Here is a 13,263-nt window from a genome sequence, read left to right as displayed (position 1 = left end):
GGGTGGGGATCATGAGGACGCCGAACCAACCGATGTAAATGCGGTTATCGGTGCTGGTGATCCATTCGCAGAAGCGATCCCATACGTTGGCGCTTTGGCGCTGTTGTAAGGTTGTGGTCATTTGTTTATGATTGCGGTTATTTATGTATGAATTAGACAGGTTTGTTTTCTGTCTATGAAACTACTTTACAATTGTTTACAAATGTTTGGCAAGGGGTATTTTTTTTATAAAAATTATGCTTTATGTAAGTTTTACTTATAATTAGCTCAATTCTGGGGGAGGGTCTTAAGGAAAAAGGTATGCTGAATCAAACTGTCATCGCATCTACTTAGTGGTTATGATGAACCAAAGCTATAAATATCAATTTAGCTGGTTTGACTGGTTTTGTTTGTGGTATCCTCCCGGTTGGCTGATCTTATTTAATCGCCACTGGCAACATTACTATACAGATCCTGATGGTTGGCGGGGGTTGGAATATCTACTGTTTTTAATTCCTGGGGGGTTTTATCTAGCATTTTTGATGCGGTGGTTGCGTTTGGGTTGTCGTTCACCCAGAAATGATCTGGCGGAATTTAACCCCAACTATCAACAGGCATTTCGGGAAGAGGTGTTGGCTCCGATTGTAAAATATTATTTTCGGGCAAAATTGCAGCGAATCGAGAACTTACCCAGCACAGATCCGATAATTGTAGCGATGAATCATGCGGGGATGTGTTTTCCCTGGGACTTTATCTGTTTGGGTTATTTATTAGGGGAAGCGCGGGGTTGGAGAGTACAACCGTTAGCGGGGGTATCATTATTTGAACATCCTTGGGTGGTGTGGTGGTTACCGTCGCAATGGTCGCAGGTTTTGGGTGCTGTGCGAGCTAACAGGAATGACTTTGAAACAGCTATAGCTAAAGGTAAAACCTTATTATATGCTCCCGAAGGATTACGCGGACCTCTCAAAGGTTGGAGTCAACGCTATCAACTGCAAAAATTCGATATCAGTTTTATGGAACTGAGCGATCGCTATCAAGTGCCAATTCTGCCAGTCCTGTGTATTGGCAGCGAATCATTGCATCCCTGGGCAGTCAACGTCAAGAAACTGCAACAAATATTTAAACTACCCTTCCTACCCATATCACCATTAATAATTGTTTTAATCATATTTCCCTCCATGGGAGTGTGGGCGATGAGAACCCAGCTTAATTACTTTATCCAACCTTTAGAAAAAATCAAATCAGTGCAAAAACGTAAAGCTATCTATGAGCAAGCACAACAGCTGCGAGAAAAACTACAAATGCAAATAAAAAACTTGAGGTTTAACTTCCGAAACGGTAGCCTTTCCCGTAAACAGTATGAATGAGTGGTTGTTCTTTCCCTAGTTCAATTTTGCGCCGCAGTAGGCGAATCAAAGCAGCGATCACATTACTATTTGGTTGTTCTTGATCTTGCTGCCAGAGATTTTGTAAAATCTGGGTATGGGTGAGTAGGTTTCCTGTATTTTCCATAAAGTATTTTAGCAGTTGAGTTTCCTTTTGAGATAACTCAATCACCCGTCCTTGACGATAAGCCACTTGATTTTGATAATCTAGTTGTAAATCAGCCACAATCAAGCGTCCCAGGGTGGTTTCATGGGTGGGGGAACCAGCACGACGCAATAAAGCCCTGACCCGTGCTAATAATTCTCGCAGTTCAAAGGGTTTGACTAAATAATCATCAGCACCCGCATCTAAACCTTGTACACGGTCATCTAGAGTATCCTTGGCTGTGAGAAATAGTACAGGGGTAGTTTTACCTTGGCGGCGCAACTCCTGACAAATCTCTAAACCTGTTTTCCCTGGTAGCATCCAATCTAAAATCAGTAAATCATAAGTAGTTACTGCGGCGAATTGACTACCTATGACACCATCATAAGCTATATCCACATAGTAACCCTCGCGGGTTAACACGCGACTCAAGGGGTCAGTCAGTTCAATTTCATCGTCAACTAATAAAATTCTCATGCTGCTTATGGTAAGCAATCAAGATATTCTCAAGATAAATTAACTGGCAAAAAGAAAATGTTAACTGTAGCATTGCCCAAAGGGGAACTACTCAAAAATAGCATCCGCCTACTCAAGTCTGTAGGATTGGATTTTAGCGCTTTTTTAGATTCTGGAATGCGTCAACTGCAAATTCCCGACGCTAGTGGGCGAGCAACAGGGTTACTGGTGCGGGGACAAGATGTACCTGTATATGTAGAATATGGTCAGGCACAGTTGGGGATTATTGGTTATGATGTGCTGCGGGAGAAAAAACCCCAAGTTGCACATTTAGTTGATTTACAGTTCGGTCATTGTCGAATGTCGGTGGCTGTCAAAGCATCTAGTGCCTATAAATCACCTTTAGATTTACCTCCCCATGGTCGAGTTGCTTCTAAGTATGTTAATTGCGCTCGGGAATATTTCCACAGTCTGGATCTACCCATAGAAATTGTACCCCTGTATGGTTCAGTGGAACTAGGCCCCATTACAGGAATGTCAGAGGCGATTGTCGATTTAGTTTCTACTGGGCGGACTCTACGGGAAAATGGTTTAGTAGAAATTACTACTTTGTATGAAAGTACGGCGCGGTTGATTGCTCATCCTCTGAGTTATCGTCTCAATACAGGTAACTTGCATCAATTAGTAGAACAACTGCGCCAGGAAGTAGCTGTAACTGTGGTTTAAAAACAGTAATCTCCAGGATGTTTCAATCATTCTGGAGTAATTATTTATGCTTTTGGGCACAGATGCCCTCGCTGGCCATCGCACCAACCCCTAACAATCACCTCATAGCTTTCACAGTGTATACCCTGACCTATGTTATTCACATCTATACAGTGAAAGGTTTCCCAAGGAATATCTTCAATGGCACCACATCGACTACAGTAAAAGTGATGATGGGGTTCTACATTGGCATCATAGCGACAAACCCCCTCTTCTAGTAATACCTCCCGCACAAGACCCACCTCCCGCAGAGCTTGTAGCGAACTGTAAATAGTCGCCTGGGATGACACGGGAAAGTCTTTGTTTAGATCCGCCAGGATGGTCTCAACTGTAGGGTGATCACACCGAGATAACAAATTTGCATAAACTGCGAACCTCTGAGGAGTCACCCTCAAACCCTTTGATTTCAAGGTTTGAATAATTGTGTGTGCCTCTTGTTGCATATTTGCGGCTACATTTTTCATTTTAACGATGTCCCTATTATAGTCACCGCCAGTAATAAATTAGTATTATGTGTTCACTAATTGAATATTTAAGTATTTATGACTATTGAAATTTTCCTAAATAAGAATTATTCTGATATAGTTCTAAGTGATGATAATATTACTATGGCTGTGATCGAAAAAGTTCCCAATGTTGTCTTTAAAACCCGGGTGCGTGACGAGTCCATTGGTGGACCAAACCCATTCCGTTGGCAAGACCGCACCACACAAGATATTTTTGGTGGTAAGCGTGTAGTAGTATTTTCACTACCTGGAGCTTTTACCCCCACTTGCTCCACATCTCACCTCCCCCGTTATGAAGAACTGTATGACCAATTCAAAGCCCTGGGTATTGATGAGGTCATTTGTGTATCTGTGAATGATGCCTTTGTTATGTTCCAATGGGGTAAACAACAAGGGGCTGATAAGGTATTTTTATTACCCGATGGCAATGGGGAATTTACCCGGAAAATGGGGATGTTAGTTGATAAGTCTAACCTGGGCTTTGGTCTGCGGTCTTGGCGCTACTCAATGGTAGTGAATGACTGCAAAATTGAAAAGATTTTCATTGAGGCTGGTTACGAAGATAACTGTCCTACAGACCCATTTGAAGTTTCCGATGCAGATACCATGCTCAATTACCTCAAAGGAGCTTAAAACTCCTACTGGTGTGTAATATTTTAAGGGACTGGGAATTGGGCATTGCCCTTTCCCCAGATGGAAATCTAAAATTTGAGGGACACATGAGTTACGATTTCGACTTATTTGTAATTGGTGCTGGGTCTGGTGGTATTGCCACCGCTAGACGTGCGGCGGAATATGGAGCTAAGGTAGGGGTGGCTGAGTTTGACCGACTAGGCGGAACCTGCGTAAATCGTGGCTGTGTCCCTAAAAAGTTAATGGTCTATGCATCCCATTTTCCTGACTTGTTTGCAGAAGCTCAAGGATATGGGTGGAGTGCGGTGGAAAGTTCCCTGGACTGGGAAAAGATGATCACGGCGGTTAACAATGAAGTAACTCGCCTCAATGGTATTTATCAAAAGATGCTGGATAATTCCCAAGTTGAACTCTGGGAAGGATACGGTACATTTATTGATGCTCATACAATTCAGGTGGGGGAGCGTCAAGTTACTGCTGATAAAGTTTTAATTGCAGTAGGTGGTTATCCTATTAAGCCAGATATTCCTGGAATTGAACACGCTATTACTTCCGATGATATTTTTCATTTGCAGGAAAAACCTCAACGCATAGTAATTTTAGGGGGGGGATACATCGGTTCAGAATTTGCTTGTATTCTCAATGGTATGGGGAGCGAAGTTACCCAGATAATTCGTCATGACAAGATTTTGCGTGGTTTTGATGAAGATTTACGCAATGAAATTCAGGAAGGAATGGGTAAGCATGGTATTCAAATTCTCCCCAATTCCCAATTGACCGCTATAGAAAAAACCCCAGAGGGTATTAACGTCAAAATCCGTCGGGGTGATGAGGAGGAAGAAACGGTAGTTGTGGATGTGGTCAGTTTAGCAGCTACTGGTCGTAAACCCAACACGCAAAAGTTAGGTTTAGAAAATACTCAGGTTCAGCTCGATAGTAAAGGCGCGATTATTGTAGATCAATACAGTCAAACTACTGAAGAAAATATCTATGCGGTAGGAGATTGTACAGATAATATTAATTTAACTCCTGTGGCGATTAATGAGGGGCGAGCCTTTGCAGATACGGTATTCGGTAATAAGTGCCGTAGGATGAGTTACGAAAATGTACCTACAGCAATTTTTACTACTCCAGAGGCGGCAACGGTTGGCTTAACTGAGGCGGAAGCTAGGGCAAAATATGGTAATGCGATTAAGGTTTACCGCAGTCGCTTTAGACCAATGTATTATACATTGGCCGGTAAGGATGAAAAAACCATGATGAAATTAGTGGTTGATCAAAGTAATAACAAGGTTTTAGGGGCGCATATGGTGGGTAATAGTGCTGCTGAAATTATACAAGGAGTGGCGATCGCCCTGAAGATGGGTGCTACTAAAGCCGATTTTGATGCTACAGTCGGTATTCATCCCACCTCTGCTGAGGAATTTGTCACCATGCGATAGGTTATTAGTTGGGTCAAACGCCCCACCCACGAGGGGATGGGGTTTTACGCCCGATCAATAAATCTTCCCCATTGACATAGTACTACTATTAATACTAATATAAAGAAGTTAATACCAACTTGCTGTTTAAAGCTGTCATTACGTTAACGATTAAAAAAGACGTATGGCACAAATAGAGAAACTCCTTGCTCAGTTAAGAAACAATCCTCAGAATGTCAACTTTGCCGATTTAGTCAAGGTTTGCAATCATTATTTTGGAGAACCCAGACAGCAAGGAACAAGCCATTGTGTCTATAAAACACCCTGGTCTGGAAATCCGCGCATTAACATTCAAGAAAAAAATGGCAAAGCAAAGGTTTATCAGGTAAAGCAGGTTTTGGACGCGATTGAAAAAATTGAGGAAATGAAAGATGGTTAACCACGACCACTACACCTATAGAGTTACTTGGTCAACGGAGGATCAAGAATTTGTAGGACTGTGTGCTGAATTTCCAGGTCTATCTTATCTCCACGAAAATCGTCCTACCGCACTTGAAGGTATTACAAACTTGGTAAAAGATGTAGTAGCTGATATGGCGGCCAATAATGAGAGGATTCCGGAACCCATTGCAGAAAGAAGCTACAGTGGTAAATTTCAAGTTCGTATTCCTCCAGAGCTTCACCGTAGATTAGTTATAGAAGCAGCTGAGGAAAATGTCAGCTTAAATCGCTATATCAGCCTTAAACTGGCATCTTAAATTATACAAGAATTATACAAGGAGTGGCGATCGCCCTGAAGATGGGTGCTACTAAAGCTGATTTTGATACCACCGTCGGTATTCATCCCACCTCTGCTGAGGAATTTGTCACCATGGGATAGGTTATTACTTGAATAAATTTGAACAATGCCCTAGATTAGGGCATTTTTTGCACTTGACATCATGAACAGATGGTATATTATTGTTCCATACAAGATTTACTTAAAATAGTTTACCTATGTCTGTTCAGTCTGTAACCCTGGCTAACTTTTTTGGCTTCATCGCACTGATAGCTTACATATTGACTTTAACGCCAAGTATATTTAAAACTGTTTTCCCCAAAACCCGCCAAAATCAAACCTTACGTTGGTTACTGAAAAAACGGCGAATTATTGGTATTGCATCCTATGTTTTAGCTTGCAGCCATGGTTTACTTATAGTGTTTAAACACAATATTGATTTCTTCAATCCTCTTACTTATATTCATTACTTTCAAGGAATATTATCATTTTTTATTCTAACTTTACTAGCAATTACTTCTAATGATTGGAGTGTCAAACTATTAAAAAAGAAATGGCAGAATATGCACAGATTAACTTACCTGCTGATCTTTATCCTACCCTGGCATATTTTAGATAAAATGTCATACTCTTGGAGTTATTTAACTCCATTATCAGTATTGATTGGCTTTATTATTATGTGTTTATTCATTCAAAGAGTAATTATAGACTGGAAAAGACATCTACAGCCATAGCTAGAATAATAAGGGGCGATGAATCTAATCTTGTTTAACTCTGAGGTTTTCATCCACATTCAGGATTTTTCTGGCGTTAACCATATGCTCTTCAGACACTTGAGGATGTTCCCCATTAGTTGTAATTATTAATTCTCCAATAGCATCCTGGGCGTGTTCATTGAGGGAATCAATTAATAAAGTGGGCGTGGTACTGTTGGATTGGGCGATTTCCTCAATAGTTACCAGGGGATGCTCTTGTTCTACTATAGCTTTTAACGCCTGAATTTGATGGTTGGGGAGGATTTCTAAAAGTTTCTGCCATTGTTCAGGTAAAATCTCAGATGTATTGATTGTCTCTACAGAATCAATTAACTCCGTAAAAGGAAACACATCATTGCCATCTTCATGGCAATTTTCAGGTGATAGTTCTGGATTTAATGTTTCTGGTTGTTGAAGTAATTCCCATACTTGGCTTTGTAATGAGTCTCTTTCTGCTTGCAATAAGGAGATTTCTGATGTGAGTTGCTGTAATTCTGATTGCTTTTCGGTGATTTTATTTTCTAGGTAATTGAGGTTTTCGGCTAAATTTTCCGTTTCAGTTTTGGTAGATAATAATAATTGTTTTTGCTCATTAATCTGTGTTTCTAGTGCTTGAATTTCCGTTCGCAGTTCATACATTTTTTCCTCTAGTTGGGGTTTGAGCCTACCTAACAGAGTGACATTAGTCTCAAGTTCTTGTTTTTCTTCTTGGAGTTGATAGATTTGATTTTGCAACTGCATAATTTCACCACGAAAGGTATTACAATTCAACTCCATACGACGTTTTTCGGTTGTGAGTTGAGAGCAGGTATGATGCAGTTCTGTTTTATTTTGTTCCAGAGCTTCTATTTCAGCACTGAGGTTAATGGTGTCGGTTTCTAACTGCTGTTTTTGGGCCGCAAATATACCTAAATCTCTATGAATTTTATCTCTTTGAATACGAGACTCTGATATTTGATTTTCCAAGCTTTGTGAATCTGCGTACAAGAAGTTACGCATCTCTTCTATTTGATTAACTTCTTGAACAATCCGCCGTTTTAGTCCCTCCATTTCTTTAATGCGCTTGCGATTGGAAGTTAAAATCATCATTTCAGAATGGCCACGGCGCTTATCTGTAAATAATGTGGCTGCATAGGTAGAAATTATAGTAATTATACCGGTGATTAAGGCTTGGTTGAAATTCCACTGGGGGACAAGACTAATACCAAAGCTGATACTAAAGGCGACGATACCTAGGATATATCGATTACTGATGCTTGCTGATGGCATATTGGTTTTTCTCAGGGTATTTGAGTTGTTAGGATAGGTATGTTTTAATCTCATTACTACTCAGCAATATAATTGTGAAATATCTAACTATAATTATTTGTGGATTTTAGGGTTTACCAGAACAAAATATCACCAGAGAAATAATTTCATGTTCAAAGTAAACAAAGATAATGATAGGGGCTTGTCATCGATTTTAAGTGATGATTTCATGGGATGTGATGTGTATGGGGATGAGATCCTGTTAAATCTGCTTTTAAGAAATCAATAAACTGCCTTGCTGTACGTCCAGAACGCCCATTGTGGCGGGTTGCCCACTGTAATGCTTGATATTCTAAATCTTCTGGAGTAATATCAATTTGGGCTTGTGCTGCTAAATGTTGGACAATTTTTAAATAAGTATCCTGATCGGCTGGTGCAAAAGTAAGAGTGATACCAAAGCGATCGCTAAAAGAAAGCTTTTGCTGCATTGTATCCCAGGAGTGGATTTCGTCATTATCTTTGGGTGTGGGTCTGTCTGTAAAAAACTCGCGAATTAAGTGGCGACGGTTGGAAGTAGCATAAACCACAGCATTTTGGGGACGTGCTGTCAAATTACCTTCCAAAACTACCTTAAGTGCTTTAAAAGCATCATCATCTTCTTCAAAGGAAAGGTCATCAACAAAGATAATAAATTTTTGTGGTACTCCCCGCAACTGCTCGACAATTTTGGGCAAATTGTGCAAATCAGATTTTGCGACTTCCAGCAAACGTAGATGGCGATCGCCATACTCATTTAACAAAGCTTTGACCACAGAAGATTTACCCGACCCCCGACTACCGTAAAGTAGTATATGCTGTGCCACCTCTCCTGATAATAAAAACTCTGTATTTTTGATTAAAGTTTCTTGTTGAGACTCGTAACCCACTAAAGTTTTCAGGTTGATCGGGTCAGGGTACTTGATACCCACAAACTTACCTTCTTGCCAGCGCAAAGCATGATACTCTACAAATAAACCTGTGCCAAACTGGCGATAATGAGCTGCCAAATCTTCCACAGCATCGCCCCAATTATCTAACTTTTGTAGCAACACCTTGAACTTTGTCTCTATACCGATGTTTTGTTCTGTGTACCAGACAATAGGTGAAATGGGTAACTGAGCTACAGTTTGCACCCACTCGCTCAAAGAAGCACTACTACATTCATAAAGATTCTGCAACACCTGTAAATCATGCTCCACTGCTGCTAGTAACGACCGGGGTAAATCTTCAAAGTCTTGCTGTTGAGCCAGTTTACTAAAAGGATTCTCACTACGCAGAATTTGACTAATTAGGTAGTCTTCCCAATTTTGATGTTTAGCACTTAAGGCATAAAAATAACTGCCATAAGCTTTAAGACAACTCCGTGCATCGGCATCAGTGTAACGTATAGCTTGCAACAGGTCAAGAAATGCAATCCCCACTTCGCTTTCCAGTACAGATTGGTAGAGTAAAAGTGATGCTGCTTGACATTGGAGAAATTGAACCTGGCTATGGCTATAGGATGAATTACGTGGCATCGCTGGATTATCCATCAATTAACAGGGTAGTTTAAATAAGGCACTATCGTCAATTGTCTGCTAACCCTGGTAGTAAAGTCAAAATCTACATGGCTGTTAACATAGACTCCGTGAATGTGAATGTGTGATCTTTGTCTCCCCTGAAACCGATTGCTCCGGGATAGATTCTTAATCTTTGACTTGCTGAAAATATCCGGTTTTTTGGCGTTGGTGATGATCTATAAAAATAGGGCTGTATATAATTTTTATGGGTTTATGGGTTTATGGGTTTGAGGATGCTGGTACTTCTAGTCTAGGTATTGAGAATCATAATTACTCTTAGTCAATAATTAGCCACAGGGGAAATGATGTAATTTGTGATTAATAGTACATTATTTGGCGCAATTGTATCAGTAAAACCAAAGAGCATCAGCCAGAAATAAATGCTTAAATTTGCTCATATCCATCTGTAGGTAGTTGTTTTATTGCTGCTATTCTGCTGTAAAAAATCAAGGACATACAGTATTTACCAGCCTAATTTAAATTAAAAAATCAAGTTATCTTGCCATTATGGCAGGTTTTAATTTGATAGATAAGATATGAATAGATTGGTTCATTTTTTGCTGTGTATCGAAACTGCCAAATTAATCTCAAGCAACGGTACTTTTACCAAGTAGGACATCATACATGTTATTACCACTGTCTTCTCAGAAAGTTATCGAATACCTGAAAGAAAGAGGTATGTATTCCTCAGAAGATGGAGCATTGAATAAATATGACTTGCTCACAAGTAGTCAACATAACTTAAATTTACTCTTGACTTTAGGAGATAATCAAAAACTGCTGGTTAAACAAAAATGTCATCTTGAAAACTATGGAAATTCCCATGATTTTTTTAATGAGTGGCTATTTCAGCAATTATTACAGCAGTTTCCAGTTATAGGTAATATAAGTGAGATCGCACCACTAATAGTAAATTTTGATCACGAACATTCTATCCTGGTTCGTAATTACTTAACTGAATATTCGGAACTAGGAGAATTTTATGGTCACAATGGTATTTTTCCGGCAGAAATTGCTACCGCCATTGGTACTACATTAGCGGGACTACATCGCGCTACCTTCCAACAGCGAGAATATCGTCAGTTTATGTCAACTGCGCCTCAAGGAGAGTTCCGCTATAGCTTTTACAATCCAGCCCAAGGGCTGGATTCTATTACCCCAGAAATATTCGGTACAGTTTCCACTGATGCCTTAAAGTTTTACCTTCTCTACCAAGGTTATGAGACTTTAGAATCAGCGATCGCTGATTTGGCTTATGAATGGGAACCTTGCTGCTTGACCCATAATGACTTAAGCTTACATAATATTTTAATTCATTCTCGTTGGCATCAGTTAGATAATTGCCTAATTAAACTGATTGATTGGGAAGCTTGTGGTTGGGGAGACCCCGCCTTTGATATAGGTACCCTCATCGCCAGCTATTTAACAATTTGGCTTTCTAGCTTAGTAGTAGATCCCACCCTTGAATTACAAGAATCCCTACATTTAGCGATTACACCCTTAGAGTTACTACAACCTTCATTACTGGGGTTAATTCGGGGTTATGTCAAAACTTTTCCCATGATTTTGGACTACCAAAGTAACTTTATTGTTCGAGTTATTCAGTTTACAGGACTGGCGCTGATTCATCAAATTCAAGCAAATATTAAATCTCTTAAACATTTTGGCAATAGTGACATTTATATGCTTCATGTTGCTAAAAATCTCCTTACCATCCCAGAAGAATCTATATTGAGTATTTTCGGCGTTTCTCAGGGGGAAATTCTCAACCCTTTAACAGAATTTCATCAACTCCCCCAAAGAGAAAAACAACAGCAATTAGTTCCTCTTTATTACCAAAAAACTCGCCTGCGCGGTTGTTAATCACAGCCAACGCTGACCACCATGTTTGTTTAAGTAATTCTTAATATCGAGTAATGCTATACTGTCCCACCTATACATTGCAAACTTACCTGCTGGATATTGCTAAAAATATCGAGATAAATTCTAAGTTTTGTATTTCCCACCCCCACTATCAATCTTTTTCTTTACCTGCTAAACTAGCAGAGAGATTTCAACAAAATTCTCCGGCTTTACAGCATAAATATCTGACTCTACTACTGAGAAATTTTCTTTACGGTATCTACTACAATGGTTCCCTAAAAACCACCTTGGCCTTAGATCCTGAAACTACTAACTGCTCGGGACACCAAAATTTAGAAACTCATTCTCTCTTAGATGTTGATTGGGGATTTTACGAACAGCTACAGACGAGCAATCATGGTAAAGGTTATTTTGACCCTGGTTGGCGGGTATTGAGTCGAGAACCTGATGGTACTATGGCAGTCACTAAAGGCGGTTTGACGGTATATATTGAGCCAGACTGCCATCTTAAACCTAGTAAAAAGTCTCCCAAGGTGGGGGAACTAGTAGCGATTTGGATGCCTAAAAACCGACTGCAAAAAGGCTGCTACTTAGCAGTTAGCAATGTAGGACAGGAAAAGCAAAGTAACCTAGATGGGAATTTAGGTACGGGGAGAATCTACTTTAATTTTACCTCATCTGGTGCGATCGCCTCCATGGATGGACTGACCCAACAACTCAACGCGGCCAATCTTGCTTTTACCTTTCAGGTTCTCTATCATCCCGCTGGCTACGGACGCTATGACTCAGGTATACTCTACTTTGAAGCTCAGGACTATCCAGCATTGCACAAAATCCTTGAGAATGTTTATAGGGGGTGTGAATCTCATTTCCAAGCTGAAATACCCTTATTTACTAAGTTTTTAGCTCCGGGATTGGGTTTAGCTGAAGAGCCTACCCAAAAATTTGCCGCCCAGGAAAGTTTTGGTATCAACCGTTGCCAAATTGTCGCCAATGCCTTGTTGGAGGCTTGGGAAAAAGGTCAAAATACAATGGAGGAGCGTATGAGAATGATTGAGCAACATTTTGCTCAACATTCCATTGATTTGCAGCGTCCCTACCTCAACCCCAGTTCTGAGGATATCTACTACCCTTTAAAATAATGTCTTTTACCTATCATCGCACTATTCGCCTTGCAGATACAGATGGGGCTGGAGTAGTTTATTTTGCCCATGCTTTATCTATTTGTCATGAAGCCTATGAAGCATCTCTAGAAGTATCGGGTATTAATCTCAAAGATTTTTTTACTCATCCATCTGTGGCGATTCCTATTGTTCATGCTAATGTGGATTTTTTTCGCCCAATGTTCTGTGGAGACCAGTTAAAAGTAAGTTTATTTCCCCATCAAATAACTGCGAATAAGTTTGAAGTTAGTTATGAAATGATAGTTGCAGATGTTATACTTGCTAAGGCTGTGACTCGACACGTTTGTATTGATGTGGTCAGCAGAAATAAGCGGGATTTATCAGCTGAGATGATTCAGTGGTTGGAAACTAACCGCCAAGAGACAAAAGCGCTAGAAAGAAGAAAGTTAAGAGGATGTTTGGAAAGTCATGATTAGTGTATCAACTATTGTTTGACCCCACCCCCTTCCTTACAAGGGTAGGTTTTTAATATGATCTGTGAAGGCAAGACCACCGAAGACAAGGAAGGAAAGTGGACAAGGAAGATTTTATACGGACAATGGTC

14 protein-coding genes and 2 pseudogenes are annotated in these 13,263 nt (G+C 40.0%); 11 read left to right on the top strand and 5 right to left on the bottom strand.

All coding sequences use genetic code 11. From position 1 onward, the window contains the following. Positions 1 to 121 (bottom strand): annotated as a pseudogene (locus tag PN447_RS10485) (photosystem II q(b) protein); the annotation flags it as partial. A gap of 217 nt (positions 122 to 338) precedes the next feature. On the opposite strand from PN447_RS10485, the gene PN447_RS10480 reads away from it, so the two are divergent. Continuing rightward, positions 339 to 1,349, top strand: a complete 1,011-nt coding sequence (locus PN447_RS10480; protein WP_271762918.1) for a 1-acyl-sn-glycerol-3-phosphate acyltransferase — start codon at positions 339 to 341, stop codon at positions 1,347 to 1,349. On the opposite strand, the gene rppA is transcribed toward PN447_RS10480, so the two are convergent. Continuing rightward, positions 1,306 to 1,989, bottom strand: coding sequence for a two-component system response regulator RppA (gene rppA, locus PN447_RS10475; protein ID WP_271762916.1), 684 nt, complete (start codon positions 1,987 to 1,989; stop codon positions 1,306 to 1,308). The two genes, PN447_RS10480 and rppA, sit on opposite strands and share 44 nt — an antisense overlap. 57 nt (positions 1,990 to 2,046) lie before the next feature. On the opposite strand from rppA, the gene hisG reads away from it, so the two are divergent. Continuing rightward, positions 2,047 to 2,694: an ATP phosphoribosyltransferase gene (hisG, locus tag PN447_RS10470; RefSeq protein WP_271730885.1), complete on the top strand. Its 648-nt coding sequence runs from the start codon at positions 2,047 to 2,049 to the stop codon at positions 2,692 to 2,694. A gap of 44 nt (positions 2,695 to 2,738) precedes the next feature. Here the strand turns inward: hisG and PN447_RS10465 are convergent, their stop codons facing one another. After that, the gene (locus PN447_RS10465) at positions 2,739 to 3,176 is read right to left on the bottom strand and encodes a Fur family transcriptional regulator (protein WP_271762922.1); all 438 of its coding nucleotides are present in this window, start codon (positions 3,174 to 3,176) and stop codon (positions 2,739 to 2,741) included. A 165-nt stretch (positions 3,177 to 3,341) separates the two neighbouring features. Here PN447_RS10465 and PN447_RS10460 point away from each other — a divergent pair, with 165 nt between their 5' ends. The 6 genes and pseudogenes from PN447_RS10460 (at position 3,342) to PN447_RS10435 (ending at position 6,805) form a co-directional block, all read left to right on the top strand. Next, positions 3,342 to 3,872: a peroxiredoxin gene (locus PN447_RS10460; protein ID WP_200988464.1), complete on the top strand. Its 531-nt coding sequence runs from the start codon at positions 3,342 to 3,344 to the stop codon at positions 3,870 to 3,872. An 86-nt stretch (positions 3,873 to 3,958) separates the two neighbouring features. Then, positions 3,959 to 5,314: a glutathione-disulfide reductase gene (gene gor, locus PN447_RS10455; protein WP_271762914.1), complete on the top strand. Its 1,356-nt coding sequence runs from the start codon at positions 3,959 to 3,961 to the stop codon at positions 5,312 to 5,314. 163 nt (positions 5,315 to 5,477) lie between these two features. Further along, a complete protein-coding gene (locus PN447_RS10450; RefSeq protein ID WP_271762912.1) occupies positions 5,478 to 5,732 on the top strand; it encodes a toxin HicA in 255 nt (84 codons plus the stop codon). Further along, the gene (locus PN447_RS10445; protein WP_271762911.1) at positions 5,725 to 6,051 is read left to right on the top strand and encodes a type II toxin-antitoxin system HicB family antitoxin; all 327 of its coding nucleotides are present in this window, start codon (positions 5,725 to 5,727) and stop codon (positions 6,049 to 6,051) included. The genes PN447_RS10450 and PN447_RS10445 overlap by 8 nt, the downstream gene beginning before the upstream one ends. Before the next feature lie 11 nt (positions 6,052 to 6,062). Next, positions 6,063 to 6,173: pseudogene (locus PN447_RS10440) on the top strand (hypothetical protein); the annotation flags it as partial. A 116-nt stretch (positions 6,174 to 6,289) separates the two neighbouring features. Continuing rightward, on the top strand, positions 6,290 to 6,805 hold the full coding sequence (locus PN447_RS10435; protein WP_271762908.1) for a ferric reductase-like transmembrane domain-containing protein: 516 nt from the start codon (positions 6,290 to 6,292) through the stop codon (positions 6,803 to 6,805). A 24-nt stretch (positions 6,806 to 6,829) separates the two neighbouring features. On the opposite strand, the gene PN447_RS10430 is transcribed toward PN447_RS10435, so the two are convergent. Together PN447_RS10430 and PN447_RS10425 are read right to left on the bottom strand one after the other, a co-directional pair. Beyond that, positions 6,830 to 8,095: a tellurite resistance TerB C-terminal domain-containing protein gene (locus PN447_RS10430; protein WP_271762907.1), complete on the bottom strand. Its 1,266-nt coding sequence runs from the start codon at positions 8,093 to 8,095 to the stop codon at positions 6,830 to 6,832. 206 nt (positions 8,096 to 8,301) lie between these two features. Further along, a complete protein-coding gene (locus tag PN447_RS10425) occupies positions 8,302 to 9,645 on the bottom strand; it encodes an ATP-binding protein (protein WP_271762906.1) in 1,344 nt (447 codons plus the stop codon). A gap of 651 nt (positions 9,646 to 10,296) precedes the next feature. On the opposite strand from PN447_RS10425, the gene PN447_RS10420 reads away from it, so the two are divergent. From PN447_RS10420 to PN447_RS10410, 3 genes are read left to right on the top strand one after another with little or no spacing between them, the layout of a single operon-like run. Next, positions 10,297 to 11,535, top strand: a complete 1,239-nt coding sequence (locus PN447_RS10420) for an aminoglycoside phosphotransferase family protein (protein ID WP_271762904.1) — start codon at positions 10,297 to 10,299, stop codon at positions 11,533 to 11,535. A 53-nt stretch (positions 11,536 to 11,588) separates the two neighbouring features. Further along, a complete protein-coding gene (locus PN447_RS10415) occupies positions 11,589 to 12,677 on the top strand; it encodes a T3SS effector HopA1 family protein (protein ID WP_271762901.1) in 1,089 nt (362 codons plus the stop codon). Then, positions 12,677 to 13,135 (top strand): acyl-CoA thioesterase, encoded by a 459-nt coding sequence (locus PN447_RS10410; protein ID WP_271762898.1) that lies wholly within the window; start codon positions 12,677 to 12,679, stop codon positions 13,133 to 13,135. Before PN447_RS10415 ends, PN447_RS10410 begins: the two co-directional genes overlap by 1 nt. The last annotated feature ends 128 nt before the right edge of the window (positions 13,136 to 13,263 follow it).

Source organism: Anabaena sp. CS-542/02 (assembly GCF_028331085.1).
In the GTDB taxonomy this organism is placed as follows: Bacteria; Cyanobacteriota; Cyanobacteriia; order Cyanobacteriales; family Nostocaceae; genus Anabaenopsis; species Anabaenopsis arnoldii.
This window is presented reverse-complemented; position numbering and strand designations above follow the sequence as displayed.